Source organism: Campylobacter sp. CFSAN093233 (assembly GCF_011068165.1).
GTDB classification, from domain to species: Bacteria; Campylobacterota; Campylobacteria; order Campylobacterales; family Campylobacteraceae; genus Campylobacter_D; species Campylobacter_D jejuni.
In genome coordinates, this window is record NZ_JAAMWY010000001.1 from 52954 (window position 1) to 72459 (window position 19506).

General features: G+C 30.4%; 17 protein-coding genes and 1 tRNA gene. 16 read left to right on the forward strand and 2 right to left on the reverse strand.

The features are described from left to right. Positions 1–96 precede the first annotated feature (96 nt). From ccaA to putP, 5 genes are all read left to right on the forward strand, one after another. The gene (gene ccaA, locus FBF15_RS00275) at positions 97–2199 is read left to right on the forward strand and encodes an aspartate chemotaxis receptor CcaA (RefSeq protein ID WP_052773667.1); all 2103 of its coding nucleotides are present in this window, start codon (positions 97–99) and stop codon (positions 2197–2199) included. A gap of 110 nt (positions 2200–2309) precedes the next feature. Beyond that, positions 2310–2882: a sulfurtransferase-like selenium metabolism protein YedF gene (gene yedF, locus FBF15_RS00280; protein WP_002860696.1), complete on the forward strand. Its 573-nt coding sequence runs from the start codon at positions 2310–2312 to the stop codon at positions 2880–2882. 9 nt (positions 2883–2891) lie between these two features. Continuing rightward, entirely contained in the window at positions 2892–3914 is a 1023-nt protein-coding gene (gene selD, locus FBF15_RS00285) for a selenide, water dikinase SelD (RefSeq protein WP_079254328.1), read from the forward strand. Between the two features lie 129 nt (positions 3915–4043). Next, the gene (locus tag FBF15_RS00290) at positions 4044–7532 is read left to right on the forward strand and encodes a proline dehydrogenase family protein (protein ID WP_070299452.1); all 3489 of its coding nucleotides are present in this window, start codon (positions 4044–4046) and stop codon (positions 7530–7532) included. A gap of 17 nt (positions 7533–7549) precedes the next feature. Continuing rightward, positions 7550–9019: a sodium/proline symporter PutP gene (gene putP, locus FBF15_RS00295; protein WP_002872334.1), complete on the forward strand. Its 1470-nt coding sequence runs from the start codon at positions 7550–7552 to the stop codon at positions 9017–9019. Positions 9020–9034: 15 nt separating this feature from the next. On the opposite strand, the gene yedF (FBF15_RS00300) is transcribed toward putP, so the two are convergent. Further along, positions 9035–9262 (reverse strand): sulfurtransferase-like selenium metabolism protein YedF, encoded by a 228-nt coding sequence (gene yedF, locus FBF15_RS00300; protein WP_002855447.1) that lies wholly within the window; start codon positions 9260–9262, stop codon positions 9035–9037. Between the two features lie 3 nt (positions 9263–9265). Then, on the reverse strand, positions 9266–10474 hold the full coding sequence (yedE, locus tag FBF15_RS00305; RefSeq protein ID WP_165434516.1) for a selenium metabolism membrane protein YedE/FdhT: 1209 nt from the start codon (positions 10472–10474) through the stop codon (positions 9266–9268). Positions 10475–10613: 139 nt separating this feature from the next. Between yedE and FBF15_RS00310 the strand changes: the two genes are divergently transcribed. From FBF15_RS00310 to ccoO, 11 genes are all read left to right on the forward strand, one after another. Beyond that, positions 10614–10711: transfer RNA gene (locus tag FBF15_RS00310), tRNA-Sec, on the forward strand. Between the two features lie 27 nt (positions 10712–10738). After that, the gene (locus tag FBF15_RS00315) at positions 10739–11989 is read left to right on the forward strand and encodes an adenylosuccinate synthase (protein WP_038816608.1); all 1251 of its coding nucleotides are present in this window, start codon (positions 10739–10741) and stop codon (positions 11987–11989) included. Beyond that, the gene (locus FBF15_RS00320; protein WP_165434517.1) at positions 11986–12414 is read left to right on the forward strand and encodes a flagellar export protein FliJ; all 429 of its coding nucleotides are present in this window, start codon (positions 11986–11988) and stop codon (positions 12412–12414) included. Before FBF15_RS00315 ends, FBF15_RS00320 begins: the two co-directional genes overlap by 4 nt. Next, positions 12407–12925, forward strand: coding sequence for a MotE family protein (locus FBF15_RS00325; RefSeq protein ID WP_165434518.1), 519 nt, complete (start codon positions 12407–12409; stop codon positions 12923–12925). Before FBF15_RS00320 ends, FBF15_RS00325 begins: the two co-directional genes overlap by 8 nt. Before the next feature lie 92 nt (positions 12926–13017). Then, on the forward strand, positions 13018–13569 hold the full coding sequence (locus FBF15_RS00330) for a DUF507 family protein (RefSeq protein WP_165434519.1): 552 nt from the start codon (positions 13018–13020) through the stop codon (positions 13567–13569). Continuing rightward, positions 13569–14687 carry a glutamine-hydrolyzing carbamoyl-phosphate synthase small subunit gene (gene carA, locus FBF15_RS00335; protein ID WP_165434520.1) on the forward strand — a complete coding sequence of 373 codons (1119 nt, stop codon included), beginning with the start codon at positions 13569–13571 and terminating at the stop codon, positions 14685–14687. The genes FBF15_RS00330 and carA overlap by 1 nt, the downstream gene beginning before the upstream one ends. Then, entirely contained in the window at positions 14684–15343 is a 660-nt protein-coding gene (locus tag FBF15_RS00340) for a sulfite exporter TauE/SafE family protein (protein ID WP_165434521.1), read from the forward strand. Before carA ends, FBF15_RS00340 begins: the two co-directional genes overlap by 4 nt. Continuing rightward, positions 15340–16551, forward strand: a complete 1212-nt coding sequence (bumS, locus tag FBF15_RS00345) for a butyrate sensor histidiine kinase-like phosphatase BumS (protein ID WP_002851243.1) — start codon at positions 15340–15342, stop codon at positions 16549–16551. Before FBF15_RS00340 ends, bumS begins: the two co-directional genes overlap by 4 nt. Before the next feature lie 2 nt (positions 16552–16553). Then, positions 16554–17234 (forward strand): butyrate response regulator transcription factor BumR, encoded by a 681-nt coding sequence (gene bumR / locus FBF15_RS00350; protein ID WP_002864474.1) that lies wholly within the window; start codon positions 16554–16556, stop codon positions 17232–17234. Positions 17235–17359: 125 nt separating this feature from the next. After that, complete coding sequence (gene ccoN / locus FBF15_RS00355) at positions 17360–18826, forward strand: cytochrome-c oxidase, cbb3-type subunit I (RefSeq protein WP_002851405.1); 1467 nt, start codon at positions 17360–17362, stop codon at positions 18824–18826. A gap of 12 nt (positions 18827–18838) precedes the next feature. Continuing rightward, the gene (ccoO, locus tag FBF15_RS00360) at positions 18839–19504 is read left to right on the forward strand and encodes a cytochrome-c oxidase, cbb3-type subunit II (RefSeq protein ID WP_002851187.1); all 666 of its coding nucleotides are present in this window, start codon (positions 18839–18841) and stop codon (positions 19502–19504) included. The last annotated feature ends 2 nt before the right edge of the window (positions 19505–19506 follow it).

The following is a 19506-nucleotide window of genomic DNA, read 5'->3' on the forward strand; positions in this document are numbered from 1 at the left end:
TACTAATACATAATTTTTTTATAATTAATTAATATTATTTTTTTAAAAATATGTTAAAATTAGAATCTAAATTTTTTATTTTTTAGGAGTTATAAGATGTTTAAATCTTTAAATATAGGTTTAAAACTTATTTTTTCTGTGGCAACTGTTGTTGTTATTGGACTTGTTATTTTAATTTCATTAATCACAAAACAAGTAAGTCAAAATATTACCAAAAATACAGAAGATATTCTTGCTTCTATCACGAAAGAATATGCTACTCAAACTCAAGGAATTTTTGGGGAAATGATCGCTTTAAATAAAAGTATTTCAGGTACTTTAACAGAAATGTTTAGATCAACCTCTAAAGAAGATTTAGATATAGACAATATAACAAATATTATAACCAATACTTTTGATAATAGTGCTTATTCTAATTTTACTTATTTATATCTTATTGATCCGCCAGAATACTTTAAAGAAGAGAGTAAATTTTTTAATACTCAAAGTGGAAAATTTGTTATGCTTTACGCTGATGAAGAAAAGGATAATAAAGGCGGAATAAAAGCAATACAAGCTAGTGATGAAATAGCTAATCTGCAAGTTGTGCAAGATATATTAAAAAAAGCAAAATATGGGGAAAATAAAGTATATATAGGCCGTCCTATTAAGATGAATTTAGAAGGTCAAGATTTTGATGCTGTAAATGTTGCTATGCCTATTTTTGATCGAAAAAATCAAGTTGTAGGTGTCATAGGCATGACTTTAGATTTTTCAGATATTGCTACTTATCTTTTAGACCCTAAAGGTCAAAAATATGATGGTGAATTAAGAGTTCTTTTAAATTCAGATGGTTTTATGGCGATACATCCAAATAAAAATCTAGTTTTAAAAAATTTAAAAGATATCAATCCTAATAAAGGTGCACAAGAAACTTATAAGGCCATAAGTGAAGGAAAAAATGGAGTTTTTAACTATATAGCTTCTGATGGTGATGATTCTTATGCTGCGATTAATAGTTTTAAAGTGCAAGATAGTTCTTGGGCAGTTTTGGTAACTGCTCCTAAATATTCGGTATTTAAACCCTTAAAAAAATTACAATTAATTATTCTTGGTGCATCTTTTATTTTTATTTTTGTTGTTTTAGGAGTGGTTTATTATTGCGTAAGAAAAATTGTCGCATCTAGATTGCCTGTGATTCTTAGTTCTTTAGAATCATTTTTCCGTTTTTTAAATCATGAAAAAATTGAACCTAAGGCTATTGAAATTCGTGCTAATGATGAGCTAGGAGCAATGGGAAGAATCATAAATGAAAATATTGAAAAGATTCAAATATCTTTAGAACAAGATCAAAATGCTGTAGATGAATCGGTGCAAACTGCTAGAGAAATCGAAAAGGGTAATTTAACTGCAAGAATTACTAAAAATCCTATAAATCCTCAATTAGTAGAACTTAAAAATGTTCTTAATAGGATGCTTGATGTTTTACAAAGTAAAATTGGTTCTAATATGAATGAAATTAATAGAGTTTTTGATAGTTATAAGGCTCTTGATTTTAGTACAGAAGTATTTAATGCTAAAGGTGAAGTTGAGATTACAACTAATATTTTAGGCAAAGAAATTAAAAAGATGCTTTTGGCTTCTTCAAATTTTGCTAAAGATTTAGCCAATCAGTCAGAAGAGTTAAAAAATTCTATGCAAAAACTTGCTGATGGCTCTAATGCACAAGCGAGTTCTTTAGAACAATCGGCTGCAGCTGTGGAGGAGATTAATTCTTCTATGCAAAATGTAAGTGGAAAAACAGTTGAGGTTGCTTCACAAGCTGATGATATAAAAAATATTGTCAATGTGATTAAAGATATCGCTGAGCAAACGAATCTTCTTGCTTTAAATGCAGCTATTGAAGCTGCACGTGCTGGAGAACATGGGCGTGGTTTTGCAGTTGTTGCAGATGAGGTAAGACAGCTTGCGGAAAGAACAGGAAAATCCTTATCTGAAATCGAGGCAAATATTAATATACTTGTTCAAAGCGTAAATGAAGTAGCAGAATCTGTAAAAGAACAAACAGCAGGAATCACACAGATTAACGATGCTATAGCACAACTTGAAACTGTAACTAAGGAAAATGTCGAAGTTGCAAATGTCACCAATAATATAACAAATGAAGTCAATCAAATTGCTGCGGCAATTCTTGAAGATGTGAATAAAAAAAGATTTTAAAAAAGCTCATTTTTGAGCTTTTAAATTTTTTCTATATTATTTAAAATTTTTAAACACAAAACAAGTAATAAAATAATATTATTTTTCAAAGCTAATATCAAGGAAAAATAATGAAAATTGATTGTCGCAATCTATCTTGTCCTCAGCCTATAGTTGAAACAAAAAACGCTCTTGAAAAACTTCAAGAAAATGAAATTTTAGAAATTGTTTTAAATTCTATTATTTCAAAAAATAATGTTGTAAAATTTCTTAACTCTTTAAATTTAAACCCTGTTGTAGATGAAAATGCACAAGAGTTTTGCATCAAAGTACAAAAAAAGAATTTTGATTCTAGTAAAGTAAATATTCACGATTATAATGTTTTATTTTTAAAAACCGACAAAGTGGGTGAGGGTGAATTGGGACAAAATTTACTTGTAGGATTTTTAAGTACCTTAAAAAATTTAGATCATGCTCCAAGTAAAATTCTTTGCGTAAATGAAAGTGTTTTAATCAATGTTGATGAAAATCATAAAGCACATTTAGCTATGAAAGAACTTGAAAATTTAGGTATTGAGATCATAAGTTGTGGAGCTTGTCTAGAATTTTTTAATAAAAGCAAAGAACTTAAAATAGGAAATATAGGCAATGCTTATGAAATTTTAAACGAGCTTTTTGGTAAAGCAAAAATCATTACTCTATAAGGAAAAACACTGCAATATAAAAATCAAAATTTAACGCATTTTGTTAAAGCAGCAGGCTGAGCAGCGAAATTAAGCCCGGGTGGTCTTAAAACAATTTTAAATTTCATGCAAAAAACTCCTGCTTTACTTAGTGATATCGGAAATAATGAAGATGCAAGCGTATATCAAATCAGTCCCGATTTAGCTTTGGTGCAAACGCTTGATTTTATCACTCCTATAGTAGATAGTGCTTATCATTTTGGTGCTATTGCTGCAGCAAATGCTTTAAGCGATGTTTTTGCTATGGGTGCAGAGGTAATTAATGCCTTAAATATAGTAGGTTTTGATACTTGCAATCATGATTTAAACATCTTAAAAGAGCTTTTAGAAGGTGCAAATGATAAAGTTAAAGAATGTAATGCTTTAGTCGTGGGTGGCCATACTATAGAAAGCACCGAGCTTTTTTTTGGACTTAGTGTTACAGGAAAAGTACATCCTAGTAAATTTATTGCTAATAATACTTCTAAAATCGGAGATTGTATCATTTTAACCAAGCCTTTAGGAACAGGAATTTTAAGTACAGCTTTAAAGGCGCAAATGTTAAATCAAAAACATTTAGATATAATGCTTAAAAACATGATGGAGTTAAATTATAAAGCCAGTCAAATTGCTCTTAAATTTCATCCAAGTGCCATGAGTGATGTTACAGGTTTTGGACTTTTAGGACATTTAAAAGAAATGCTAAATAAAAATATTTCTTTTGAAATTTTTGAAAGTGAACTTCCTTTTTTAGATGGAGTAAAAGAGTATTTTAATATGGGTTTAATTCCTGCTGGAGCTTATAAAAATTTAGAATTTATAAAAGAACTTACCCCTGATTTAAATGAAGAAAAATTATTACTTTGTGATCCACAAACTTCAGGAGGACTTTTAATTTCTATAAGTGAAAAAGATTCCTTAGAATGTTTAAAAAAACTAGAAGATGAAAATATTCAAGCTAAAATTATTGCTAAGGTTGTAAATAAGCAAGAAAATGATATTATCATTTCTTAATTTTTGTTACTTATATACCCATTAAAATTTTTTTTATCATTTTTTATACATTTTCTATGATTTAAAATATTATTTTTATCTTATTTATATATTATTTATTAAAATTTATTTTATCTTAGGAGATACGAAATGATACAAAAAGCTTTAGCCTTAGCTGAAGAATTGCAAGGACAAATAGAAGCCAATATTTCAAATTCTGAAAAAGAATTCCATGCTAAAATGCAAAAACTTCTTAATAATCCCAAAAATAAAGTTATGCTTATAGAGCTTTTAGATCGTTCTTTTAGATGTAAAGATAAAAATGCAAGTTTTGAGCTTATAGAATATACTTTGAGTAAATATGGCATAGCGGATTTTTTTAGCACTTTTGAAAAATTCCTACTTTTTAGCTTTTTAAATTTTGGCAAATTTGCTCCTAATTTAAGTGTACCTTTTTTTGTCAAACATTTAAGAGAAGATACTAAAGCTATGGTTCTAGATGCAAATCCTAGTGTTTTAGAACCACATATTAAGAAAAGAAAAGAGCAAGATAAAATTACCTTAAATGTGAATTTAATCGGCGAAGAGGTTTTAGGTGAAGCTGAGAGTAAATATCGTATGCAAAAATACGAAGAAGCCTTAAAATCAAGCTATATCACTTATATTTCCATAAAAATTACTACTATTTTTTCACAAATTAATATTATAGATTTTAATTATTCTAAAGAAGAGGTCGTAAAAAGACTAGATTATCTTTATGCTTTAGCCTTAGAAGAAGAGAAAAAACAAGGTGTATCTAAATTTATCAATCTTGATATGGAAGAATTTAGGGATTTAGAACTCACCGTTGCAGCTTTTATGGAAAGTGTGGCTAAATTTGATATTAAAGCAGGGATTGTTTTGCAAGCTTATATTCCTGATTCTTATAAGTATCTTAAAAAACTTTTTGCTTTTTCAAAAGAGAGGGTTTTAAAAGGTATGAAGCCTATTAAGATCCGTTTTGTTAAGGGTGCTAATATGGAAAGTGAAGAAACCATTGCGTCTCAAAGGGGTTGGGAGCTTCCTACTTTTTACAAAAAAATAGATACTGATAGTAATTATAATAAAATGCTTGATTTTATTCTTGAAGGAGACAATTATAAATACATCAACATAGGAATTGCAAGTCATAATATCTTTGAGATTGCTTATGCTTATACACGCATAAGTGAAGTGGGTGCTTTGGATTCTTTTACTTTTGAAATGCTTGAAGGTATGAGTTTGCAATGTTCTTATGAATTATCTAAAATGCATGATCTAATCCTTTATGCCCCAGTTTGCGATGAAGCACATTTTAACAATGCCATTGCTTATCTTGTAAGACGCCTTGATGAAAATACAAGTGAAGATAATTTTATGCGTTATTTTTTCAATCTTAAAGTAGGAGATAAGAACTGGAATATCCAAAAAGAACTTTTTTTAAAATCTTTAGAAGGCATAAAAACTCTTGATAATACTACACATCGTAAGCAAGATAGAAATAAAGAATCAAATATCATAAGTTCTTATGAAAGTAAAAAATTTAGCAATGAAAGCGATACGGATTTTATTTTAGCACAAAATAGAGCGTGGGCTAAAGAAATTAAAACTAAATATGAAAATTTAAAAGATTATGATGTTTATCCTGTTATAGGCGAACTTGATTTTAAAGCAGAAAATTTAAATGTTTTAGAAGTTAAAGATAAGATCGAAGATAGAGTTATAGGAAAGGCTTATTTAGCAGGAGAAAAAGAAATCAAACAAGCTTTAGAAGTAGCTAAAAATTCCAAATTTACACAAAAAAGTCATGATGAAATTTATCAAATTTTAGCCAAAAGTGCAAAACTGATGAGAGAAAGAAGAGGGGATTTGATAGGTTTGGCAGCTTTAGAAGTGGGCAAAACCTTTTTAGAGATCGATCCTGAAGTAAGCGAGGCTATTGATTTTATAGAGTTTTATCCGCACTCTTTAGAAGAGCTTAAAAAACAAAATCCAAAAGTTACATTCACACCTAAAGGTATAGGGGTTACCATAGCTCCTTGGAATTTTCCTATAGGAATTTCAGTAGGTACTATAGCTGCACCACTAGCCGCAGGTAATGTGGTGATTTACAAACCTTCTTCACTTTCAACTCTAACAGGTTATATGCTTTGTAAGTGTTTTTGGGATTCGGGTATTCCAAAAGATGCTTTGATTTTCTTACCTTCAAAAGGAAGTGATATTTCTAAATATTTACTTATTGATGAAGCGATTAAATTTTCAATTCTTACAGGAGGAGAGGATACTGCTTATGCTATGTTAAAAGCTAATCCAACCTTGCTTTTAAGTGCTGAAACTGGCGGAAAGAATGCGACTATAGTTTCTAAATTTGCTGATCGTGATAGTGCGATTAAAAATATCATTCATTCTGCTTTTAGTAATAGCGGTCAAAAATGTTCAGCTACTTCTTTGCTAGTCTTAGAAGAAGAGGTTTATCATGATGAAGAATTTAAAAAGACTTTAGTGGATGCTGCGAGTTCTATGGCAGTGGGCAATCCTTTTGAATTTAAAAATAAATTAGGTACTTTAGCTGATAAGCCAAGTTCTAAAGTTCAAAAGGCCTTAGATGAATTACAACCTTATGAAGAATGGGCATTAAAACCTAAGTTTTTAGAGGATAATCCTTATTTGATGACTCCAGGCATAAAATATGGCACTAAAAAGGGTGATTTTACTCATATGAATGAACTTTTTGTACCGATTTTAAGTGTGATGAAGGCTAAAGACTTAAAAGAAGCTATTGATATAGTAAATTCCACAGGTTATGGTTTAACTGCAGGTTTTGAAAGCTTAGATGAAAGAGAATGGGAGTATTTTCACACTCACATAGAAGCAGGAAATATTTATATCAATAAACCAACCACAGGGGCTATAGTGCTGCGTCAACCTTTTGGTGGGATTAAAAAATCAGCTATAGGTTTGGGTAGAAAAGTGGGAATTTATAATTATATCACTCAATTTTTAGAGGTTAAGCAAGAAGATTTTGATGATCATTTAATTGAAGATAAATTTTCAAAAAAATTAGCACAAATAGATTTAAAAGAAGCACAAGATTTTATGAACAATTTAATTAAAATGTCTCAATCTTATGCTTATCATTATAAAAACGAGTTTAGTGTTTCAAAAGATTATGTCAATATTCGTGGAGAAGATAATCTTTTTTCTTATACTAAAATAAAGAATATGGTTTTAAGACTTTGTGGAAATGAAAGCTTAAAAGATGTTTTAGGTGTGGTTTTAGGTGCAAATATTGCAAATATTGATCTAAGTATCAGTTATGATGAACAAGATGTTAGTATAATAGAACGAATTGTTCAAAGCATAGGAGCAAAAGTATTGTTTTTAAAAGAAAATAAAGAAAATTTTATCAAGAGTATTAAAGAATATGAAAGAGTGCGTTATTTAGCAAAGCCAGATGTAAATGATGAGATTTATAAAGAGGCTGCAAAGCTTGCTAAAATCATTATAAGAGAAAAGCCATTATTAAATGGTCGTTTTGAACTTTTAAATTATTTTAATGAAAAAGCTTTAAGTATATCTTTTCATCGTTATGGAAATTTAGGCATTAGAGCAATATCTTAATGATCAAGGAGAGATTGATGGAAGTGGTTCAAATTAATACCCCAATAGCAGTGATGTTTGTAGCTTATGCCTTATTAATGCTTTATATAGGTTTTTATTTTTATAAACAAAATAAAAATTCAGAGGATTATTTTCTAGGTGGGCGTACTATGGGGCCTGTGATATCTGCACTTAGCGCAGGGGCTTCTGATATGAGTGGTTGGCTTTTAATGGGTTTACCGGGAGCTTTATATGTAAGTGGTTTTATAGATTCTTATATTGCAATTGGGCTTACTATAGGAGCTAGTTTAAATTGGATTTTTGTGGCAAAAAGACTTAGAATTTATACCAGTGTGATTGCAAATTCTTTGACTATTCCTGATTATTTTGAAACTCGTTTTGATGATGATAAACATATACTGCGCATCGTATGTGCGGTGGTAATTTTGATATTTTTTACCTTTTATGTTTCATCAGGGCTTGTAAGCGGAGCAAAACTTTTTGAAAGTACTTTTGGTATCAGATACGATTATGCTTTAACTACTGGAACGATTATTATTGTTGCTTATACTTTTTTAGGTGGATATAAGGCGGTTTGTTGGACGGATATGATACAAGGGCTTTTAATGATGATGGCTTTAATTATTGTACCTTTGGTTATGCTTTATCATTTAGGTGGCTTTGGTGAAGCGATGAATATAGTAAGAGAAATAAAACCACAAGCTTTATCTATGGGCGAAGGAGTAGGAGTTATAAGTATTATATCTGCACTTGCTTGGGGTTTGGGTTATTTTGGTCAACCACATATTTTAGTGCGTTTTATGTCGATTCGTTCTACTAAAGATATTCCTATGGCCACTTTTATAGGTATTGCTTGGATGGCGGTTTGTCTTTTAAGTGCTTGTATGATAGGTATTTTGGGCATAGCTTATGTGCATAAATTTGAATTAAGTTTGCAAGATCCTGAAAAGATTTTCATCGTGATGTCGCAGCTTTTATTTAATCCTTGGATAGCAGGTATTTTACTCAGTGCTATTTTAGCAGCTATTATGAGTACAGCAAGTTCACAATTGCTGGTTTCAAGTTCTACTATAGCGGAAGATTTTTATAAAAAGATTTTTAGAGAAGATGCGCCAAGTCATGTTGTATTAAATTTAGGTAAATTAGGTGTTTTATTGGTAGCTGTAATAGCGTTTTTGATTTCTACTGATAAAAACTCAAGTGTTTTGAGTATAGTTTCTTATGCATGGGCCGGATTTGGAGCTTCTTTTGGTTCTGTAATGCTTTTTTCTTTATTTTGGAGTAGGATGACAAGAGTAGGAGCAATCTTAGGTATGATAACAGGAGCTGCTACTGTGGTACTTTGGAAGAATTTTGCAAATTCGGGTCTTTATGAAATAGTTCCAGGGTTTTTAGCAGCTTCGGCGGTGATTATTATTGCAAGTTTGTTTACAAATGTAAGATCTGGAACTAAAGCAGCTTATGAAAAGATGTTAAAAGAGCTTTGAGAACAAAAGCCTTTTTTAAGGCTTTTGTATTAAAAATCTTAGCGTGGGTCCACTTTGATCGATTTCAAGCACTTTAAAACCACGGTTTTTTGCATCTTGAGGTATGGAATTGATACTTTGTGGACAATCACAAAGTACTTCTAAAATTTCTCCACTTTTAAGCTTAGGTAAGACATCAAGTGTTGCTATAGCAGGATAAGGGCAAGCTTCACCTTGCAAATTTAAACTATAAGTAATTTTCATTGTTTATCCTTTAAGTTGATTTTTAAAGAAGTGTTTTTTGTAAAATACCACAAAAGCAAACATTAGGATAAATAAAACAAGGTTGATAAAAAATCCATTTAAATTTCCAAATTCAGTTAAAAGATTGATTTTTACACCTTCTTTAAGAGCCTTTGGTAAAAAGTCATAACTTAAGGCTAAAATCATAGTTCCTATTATGTTTGCAATTCCTACTATCATAAAATGACTTTGTCCTTCAAAGGCACGATAAGTCCAACCACACTCACAACCTCCGGCAAAAACTATACCAAAACCAAATAAAAATGCCCCCACAGCTACAGCAGGAGAAAGTTCTATGAGTTTACTAGTATGACCCTGCAAGATAAAAGCAAAAGAGATTAAAGAGGCGATAATCATACCGATTAATGCGCCTTTTATAGCATTATCTCTACCAAATAAAAATAAATCTCTAAAGCAAGAAGTAAAACAAATTTGCCCCCTAGAAATAACAAAACCAAAAACAAAACCAAAAATCAGTGCTAAAGCTAGAAGACTTTGTTTGTTTTGTGTGCTGATATTGCCATTTGTAAAAACAAGATAAAACACCCAAACCAAAAAGGCTATGAAAAGCAATATGCCTAAGTTAAAATATAGTTTTGTACGCAAACTTTGCTTGTTTAGCGGCAAGTTTTCTTTATTTACCCGTTCTAATTTAGCTTTAGATTTAAAAAAGGAAGTGTTGCAAATTTTTACTCCTAGATAAATTCCTAAAACCATAAAAACAGTAAAAAGCCAAGTGTGTAAAGAAAAATAAGGTAAACCTGTAAAAAAATTAGCTAAATTGCATCCAAATGCAAGTCTTGCTCCATATCCTGAAAGAATTCCACCTACTATTGCTTGAAAAATTCTTATATTGCTAGCAGGTAGACGAAATTTGACTTTGTTAGCTAAAAGTGCGGCTACTAAACAACCTATAAACATACCTATGAGCATAATACCATCAGTTCTTGTTAAAGGGGTTCCATTTAAATTTTGCTTTTGGTAATAAGAATATCCATCTAAATTCATACCTAAAAGTTCTAAAAATTCACCACCCCAACGCGTCATTTCTCCAGTAACAGCCCAAACTCCACCAAAAATTCCAAAATACACTGCACTTAAAATTCCAAGTGCAATCATAGAACGGGAATTGTCCCAAAAATTGATTAAATATTTTTGTTTAAAAGAATTCAAAGAAAGATCCTAAAAATGTAATCATCAAAACTTGATGCTAAAAAAGAGTGAGATTATAGCTTAAATTTAATGTGAAGTCAAAAAGAATATTGATAAATTTATTTTGTTTTTCATTAAAAATCGCTATAATTATCACTTTGGAAGATTAGCGTATCTGGTGATCGCCACTGACTTCAAATCAGATGAAAGGATAGTTGACTATTCTTTGGGGAGTTCGATTCTCTCATCTTCTCGCCAATATTAAGTAAAATCAAGGAAATTTTTATGAGCAAAGCAGATATTATTGTCGGCATTCAATGGGGCGATGAAGGAAAAGGCAAGGTAGTTGATAAATTATGTGAAAATTATGATTTTGTTTGCAGAAGTGCAGGTGGACACAATGCAGGACATACGATTTGGGTAAATGGTGTAAGATATGCGCTTCATCTTATGCCAAGTGGAGTTTTGCATCCAAGATGTATTAATATTATCGGAAATGGAGTTGTGGTTTCTCCTGAAGTATTGATCGCTGAAATGGCTCAATTTGAAAATTTAAAAGGTAGATTATATATCAGCGATAGAGCTCATTTAAATTTAAAACATCATTCTTTAATAGACATTGCAAAAGAAAAACTCAAAGGCAAACATGCCATAGGAACAACAGGTAAGGGTATAGGACCTTCTTATGCAGATAAGATTAATCGTACAGGACATAGAGTTGGAGAGCTTTTAGAACCACAAAGACTTTGCGAGGCTTTGATAAAAGATTTTGAAGCTAATAAAACTTTTTTTGAAATGCTTGAAATTGAAATTCCAAGTGCTGAAGAATTGCTTGCTGATTTAAAACGTTTTAATGAAATTTTAACTCCTTATATTACAGATACTACAAGAATGCTTTGGAAGGCTTTAGATGAAGATAAAAGAGTACTTTTAGAAGGAGCTCAGGGCTCTATGCTTGATATTGATCATGGAACTTATCCTTATGTTACAAGCTCAAGTACTATTTCAGCAGGCGCTTTAACAGGACTTGGGTTAAATCCTAAAGAAGCGGGAAATATTATAGGTATTGTAAAAGCTTATACAACGCGTGTGGGAAATGGAGCTTTTCCTACTGAGGATAAGGGTGAAGATGGAGAAAAAATTGCGCAAATTGGAAAAGAAATTGGCGTAAGCACGGGACGTAAAAGACGCTGTGGATGGTTTGATGCAGTTGCTGTAAGATATACAGCAAGACTTAATGGTCTTGATGCTTTATCTTTGATGAAGCTTGATGTTTTAGATGGTTTTGAAAAGATAAAAATTTGTCGTGCTTATGAATATAAGGGCATGGAAATCGACTATATACCAAGCGATTTAGAAAATGTTCAACCTATTTATGAAGAAATGGATGGTTGGGATAAAGTTTTTGGTATAAAAGATTATGATTTATTGCCAGAAAATGCTAAAAAATATATAGCAAGACTTGAAGAGCTTGCAGGGGTTAAGGTAAAGTATATTTCTACTAGCCCTGAAAGAGATGATACTATCATCTTATGAAAAGTAAATATAATTCTGTTGTAAAGGTAAGAAAACAACAACTTGATAAAGCAGAATCAAATCTTAATCAAGCCAAACAAAGACAGCTTGAACATGAAAAAGCTTATGAACTTTCACGCCAAGAGTGTGAAAATTTAGGCGTATTGCCAAAATCAGGATCTATAGCAGAGTTAAGATCGAATTTAAGTATGGCGCAAGTAGGACGCGAGGCTTTGGCAAGAGCTAAGGAGAAAGTAGAACTTTCTAAAAAAGAAATGAATCATTATCAGTTTTTATATCAAAAAGCGCATTTAGATTATGAAAAAATGAAGGCTTTGGAAACTGAAGAAATTAAACAAAAACAAAAAGAATTTGCGAAGACTGAAGAAAAATTTTTAGATGAAATTGCAATCAGTCGTTTTTTCAAAAGGGAAAAAGATGATTAAAAAATTTATATTGTTAGTTTTTATTTCAAGTGTAGTTTTTGGAGCTGAACAAAATTGTGAGCAGTATTTTGAAGCTAGAAAAGCTCAAATTGAATTGCAAACTAGAGAATTTGATGAAGCAAGACAATCTTTAGAGGCTTATAAAGCCTCTTTTGAAGCTTTGCAAAAAGAAAGGCTTGAAAATTTAGAAAAAAAAGAGGCTGAGGTTAATGCAACTTTGGCAAAAATTGAAGAATTAAAGCTTGAAAACGCAAGGCTTGTAGAAGAACAACAAAAGATTTTAAATTCAATCAATGATAAAATTCAAGGTAGGGTTAAAGAAATTTATTCCCAAATGAAAGATGCAGCCATTGCAGATGTTTTAAGTCAAATGGATGCAGAGGATGCAAGCAAAATAATGCTTTCTTTGGAATCGCGTAAAATTTCAGGTGTTTTATCTAAAATGGATCCAAAAAAAGCCAGCGAGCTTACTTTGCTTTTGAAAAATTTAGATAATAATGCTAGTAATTAGGTGATTAAAATAATGAAAATTTTTCATTTTTAACATTCTTTTACCAAAAATAAGCTATTATTTCAAACATTATCAAATAAAAGGTTTTTAAGATGCGTATAAAATTACCACATATTCCTTATATTGCAAATAAAATGATGTTAGATATAGCTAATTCTTCTTTTGTAGGAATTAAAGATCAATTAGAAAAGCTTAAGGTATGTATAATAGAAGTTTTAGAGAAAGATATTCTAAATGAAAGAAAATTAGATGAAAGAGTAAAAGAGCTTTTAGAGCAACAAGAAGATGAAATGGAGCTTATGCAAGTAGATCGTAAAAATATGTTTTGGCTTGTGAAGAAAAAGTTAGCTCCTGAATTTAATGTGATTTTAGATTCTGAAGATAGACATAATCATCTAGCGCATCAAATTTTAGAAGAACTTGTAGAGAATGATTATATTAATTTTATAGTGAGTGAAAATAGAGTTAAAAATTTAATCTTTTCAAGCATAGAGTCTTATCTTAAAATTTATGAAAAACTTGAAGATGAGGTTTATGAGAAAATTAGCAATTATAAAACAAAACCTATTCCAGGTAGCGAAGAGTATGATCTTATCTTTGAAAAACTCTATCAAGAAGAGCTCAGAAAAAAAGGTATGTTTTAATGAAGGCTTATATTTATTTAGAAAATGATATTTTTTTAAGTGCTAAGGCTTTTGGAAAGAGCGGTACTTTTTTTGGAGAGCTTGTATTTAACACTTCTTTAACAGGGTATCAAGAAATTATTTCAGATCCTTCTTATGCAGGGCAATTTATCGTATTTTCCATGCCAGAAATTGGTATAGTGGGAACCAATGAAAATGATAATGAAAGCAAGGAAATTTTTGCAAGTGGTGTTTTAATGCGTGAATTAAGTTCCAGTTTTTCAAATTTTCGCGCTAAAGAAAGTCTGCAAGATTATCTTGAAAAACATGGAAAAATAGGAATTTATGAACTTGATACGAGATATCTAGTAAAAATGATAAGAAATAATGGCAATTTAAGAGCTGTAATTTCAACTGAAATTTCAAATAAAGAAGATTTAAAAATCGCCTTAGAAAAATCAGCAAAAATTGATGAAGTAAATTTTGTAAAAGAAGTTAGCACTAAGAAAAATTATTCTCATAAACAAGGCGTTTGGAATGCTAGTTTTCAAAAATTTAATGATGCTAAAAGAAGTGAGAAAAAAGTTGCTGTTATAGATTATGGTGTTAAAACAAATATCTTAAATGAACTTGTAGAAGTAGGTTTTGAAGTAGAAGTTTATCCATATAATGTTAAAGCAGATGAGTTGATTACTCTGTATAAAAAAGGTGAAATTCAAGGCGTGTTTCTTTCTAATGGTCCAGGTGAGCCAAGGATTTTAAAACAAGAGATTGCAGAGATTAAAAAACTTGCAGAAGCTAAAATTCCTATGCTTGGAATTTGCTTAGGTCACCAGCTTTTAAGTAATGCTTTTGGATATGAAACTTATAAAATGAAATTTGGACAACATGGAGCAAATCATCCTGTGATCAATCTTGATACAAAAATGGTAGAAATTACCGCACAAAATCATAATTATAATGTTCCAGAAGAATTAGCTCAAGTGGCTCATATCACTCATAGAAATTTATTTGGCGATAATGTTGAAGGAGTAAGATATAAAGACTATCCTATTATTTCAGTACAACATCATCCAGAAAGTTCTTCAGGTCCTCATGAAAGTAAGTATATTTTTAAAGAATTTATGAATTTGATGTGAGTATAGATTTTTTAGCTATTATCAGCGTTGCTTTTTTATCTAGTTTTGGACACTGCTATTCTATGTGTGGTGGTTTTAATTTACTTTTTATAAATTTGAATTCAAAAAGCAATAATTTATTTTTATTAACTTGTATTTATAATTTGTTTAGAATTTTTGCTTATATTGTTTTAGGGATAATTTTTGGGACTTTTGGGAATATCTTGGCAATCAATGCTAAGGTTCAAAGTTTGTCATTTTTTATTCTTGGTATATTTATGATGATTTTGGGTTTTGCTCTTATTTTTAGAGGCAATATGTTATCTTTTATTGAAAATAATGTTTTTTTTGATAGTTTTGTAAAGAAAATTATTAAAAAATCTAAAAATTTTAAAGGATTAAAATCAGCCATATTTTTAGGATTTTCAAATGGTTTTGTTCCTTGTGGATTGGTGTATTTTTTTATAGCCAATGCAATGAGTAAGCAAAATATTTTTGAAGGTATGTTGGTAATGATGATTTTTGGAATATCAACTTTACCTGCGATGTTATTTTTTTCTAAAATTTCACAGTTTTTTAGTGATTTTTTGAAAAATTTATTTAATTATTTATCGTATGGCGTTATTGTTTGTTACGGTATAAATCTTGCCTATATAGGTTTTAAGGCTTTTCAATGAAAGATTTTTTTAAAGATCAGTTTTTTAAAGCTCTTGAAAAAAATACAATTTTTTCAAGAGCTGATGTTCAAGGAAATTTAATTTTTGTCAGTGATAAGCTTTGTCAAATAAGTGGATATAGTAAAAAAGAGCTTATAGGAAAAAAACATTCAATATTTAAACATCCAGATGTTGAGGAATGTTATATTGAAGAACTTTTAAAAAAACTTTCATATAAAAAACCTTATCAAGTTATTTTTAAAAATATTGATAAATTAGGCAAAACTTTCTATCTTGAAACTTTATTAATCCCCATATTGGATAAAAATAATGAATTAATAGAAATAGTAGCATTCTCTCATGATGTTAGTAATTCTTTTAAGCTTAATGAAGAGCTTGCTCTAAATCACGCTAAATTAAGAGAATTAAGTATTAATCTTGAAAATACAGTTAAAAATCACCAACAAGAATTTATACAGTTAGGTAAAAAATTTGAGAAAAAAATGCAAATTGCCTTGGAAAAAAATGAAAAAGATATTAAAATAGCATATGAAGAGATTTTGAAATCTTCATTAGAACAAATGATTAGTGATATAGCACATCAATGGAGACAACCGTTAAATGAGCTCGGTATTGCCATGTTTCAAATGAAGCAAAATCTTAAAGATGAAAAAGGATTTGCTGAAATTTACTCACAATCAAAAGATATGATTAAAAATATGTCAGAAACAATTGATGTGTTTAGAACTTTGTTTAACAAAGGAGTAGAGCAGTGTGTATTTATAAAAGAGACTTTAAATAAAGCCTTGGAAATTGCTTTTGAAACTATAGAAAAAAATCATGTAAATATTAATATTGTTTCGAAAAGTGATTATGAAGTTTTGGCATATGAGAATGGTTTAATAAGAGTTTTTCTTAATTTGATTTTAAATTCAATAGAAGCATTTAAAAACAAAAAAAGGAAAATCATAACAATAAATTTTTCAAAATTTGGAAAAAATTATCTGAAAATTACAATAAAAGATAATGCTGGTGGGATTGATAAAGAAAATTTAGATAAAATTTTTCAACCTTATTTTACAACAAAACATCCTAGTCAAGGTATAGGAGTAGGACTTTATATAAGTAGACAAATTATCGAAAGTTTCCAAGGAAAAATAAAAGTTAAAAATGGAAAAGACGGGGCTTGTTTTGAGATATTTTTAAAACTAAAAGAGAGGGTAGAGTAGAAATGTCACAAGAATGTAAAGAATTGATAATATTAGTAGTTGAAGATGAGGTTAAGGCTAGAGAATCAATGATTAATATATTAAGCGAACGCTTTAGTAAAGTAATCGGAGCTCAAAATGGAGATGAGGGGCTTAAAAAATTTAAAAAATTTAAGCCAGATTTAGTTATCACAGATATTGCTATGCCTATTATGGATGGACTGGATATGGCAAGAGAGATTAAAGAAATTTCAGATGATGTCCCAATTGTTGTTCTTAGTGCGTATTCAGAGAAAGAGAGACTTTTGCGTTCTATTGATATTGGTATAGATAAATATTTGATTAAACCTGTTGATATAGAAGAGTTGTTTAAAGTTTTAGATTATCTGATAGGTGAAAAAATTGAAGCAAATATGCTTGTAAAAATTTCTGAAGAATATCAATTTAACAAAACTAAACGAACTTTAATTTACAGTGGTGGAGAAATTGTTTTAACTAAAAAAGAATTGGCTTTTATTTCTTTGCTTTTAAAGCAACCTGGAGCTTTGGTTTTGCATGAAGATATTAAGAAAAATGTTTGGATAGGTGAACATGTGAGCGATACTGCTGTTAGAACTTTTATAAAAAGAGTAAGAGATAAAGTGGGTGAAGATTTTATAAAAAATGTGCCAAGTTTAGGTTATAAGATAAATATCAATAAATAAGACTGATTTAGCCTTAAAATATAAAACATAACAAATGATTAACAAAATTATCATTTTTAAGAAAAAATGTATAATTAATATTCTATAATATTCTCTTGTTATCAAAAATTTTAAGGAGAAAGTCGATGCATCCAGGTAATGTATTAAATTACGACTATACGGTTGCAAGATATTTTATGTTTGCGACCATATTGTTTGGCATTGTTGGTATGGCTATAGGAACTCTTATAGCTTTTCAAATGGCATATCCTAATTTAAATTATTTAGCAGGAGAATATGCCACTTTTTCAAGACTTAGACCACTTCATACTTCAGGTGTGATTTTTGGTTTTATGCTTTCAGGGATTTGGGCAACTTGGTATTATATAGGTCAGCGTGTTCTTAAAGTGAGTATGGCTGAGTCAAGATTTTTAATGGCTGTTGGTAAGCTTCATTTTTGGCTTTATATGCTTACTATGGTTTTAGCTGTTATATCTTTGTTTATGGGTGTGACTACATCTAAAGAATATGCAGAGCTTGAGTGGCCTTTAGATATTCTTGTTGTTCTTGTTTGGGTTTTATGGGGTGTAAGTATTTTTGGACTTATTGGAATTCGCCGTGAAAAAACCCTTTATATTTCTCTATGGTATTATATAGCTACATTTTTAGGTATAGCTATGCTTTATCTTTTTAACAACATGGAAGTACCAACTTATTTTGTTACTGGAATGGGTAAATGGTGGCATAGTGTATCAATGTATGCAGGAACAAATGATGCTTTAGTACAATGGTGGTATGGACATAATGCTGTGGCATTTGTATTTACTGTGGGTATTATTGCTCAAATTTATTACTTCTTGCCAAAAGAAAGTGGTCAGCCGATTTTCTCTTATAAACTCTCTTTATTTGCATTTTGGGGCTTAATGTTTGTTTATCTTTGGGCAGGTGGTCACCATTTGATTTATTCAACTGTACCTGATTGGATGCAAACTATGGGTTCGGTTTTCTCTGTAGTATTGATTTTACCTTCTTGGGGTTCAGCGATTAATATCTTGCTTACTATGAAAGGTGAGTGGAGTCAGCTTCGCGAGAGTCCGTTGATTAAATTTATGATTTTGGCATCAACTTTCTATATGTTCTCAACACTTGAAGGGCCAATTCTTTCAATTAAATCTGTTAATGCTTTAGCACACTTTACAGATTGGATTCCAGGACATGTTCATGATGGAACATTAGGTTGGGTAGGATTTATGACTATGGCTGCGCTTTATCATATGACTCCTAGAGTTTTCAAAAGAGAGCTTTATAGCAAATCTTTAATGGAAGCTCAATTTTGGATCCAAACCACAGGTATAGTTCTTTATTTTGCTTCAATGTGGATTGCGGGTATTACTCAAGGTATGATGTGGAGAGCGACAGATGAGTATGGTAACTTGCTTTATAGCTTTATTGATACTGTGGTGGCTATTGTTCCTTATTATTGGATTAGAGCGATTGGTGGATTGTTGTATCTTATCGGTTTCTTTATGTTTACTTATAATATTTACAAAACAATTGCTTGTGGAAGAGTGCTTGATAAAGAACCAAAAAGCGCTTCGCCTATGGCAGCATAAAAAGGAGAAAATATGTTTAGTTGGTTAGAAAAAAATCCATTCTTTTTTGCTGTAGCTGTTTTTGTAGTGATTGCTTATGCAGGCATAGTTGAAGTTTTACCAAATTTTGCAGAAAATGCAAGACCAATTGAAGGTAAAAAACCTTATACGGTTTTACAACTTGCAGGGCGTGCAGTATATATTAAAGATAGTTGTAATGCTTGTCATTCACAGCTTATTCGTCCATTTAAATCAGAAACAGATCGTTATGGTATGTATTCTGTAAGTGGTGAATTTGCTTATGATAGACCTTTTCTTTGGGGCTCAAAAAGAACAGGACCTGATCTTGCTCGTGTAGGAAATTATAGAACGGCTGATTGGCATGAAAATCATATGTGGGATCCTACTTCTGTTGTTCCAGATTCTATTATGCCTTCATATAAGCATATGTTTAAAAATAATGCAGATATTGAAACTGCTTATGCTGAGGCTTTAACTGTGAAAAAAGTTTTCAATGTTCCTTATGATGCAGAAAATGGAACAAAACTTGGTTCTTGGGAGGATGCACAAGCTGAAGTAAAAGCTGAAGCTCAGGCTATAGTTGATCAAATGAAAAATCAAGAAGTAAAAGATGCTTTTGCTAAAGGTGAAATCAAAGAAATAGTTGCTTTGATCGCTTATTTAAATAGCTTAAAGTAAGA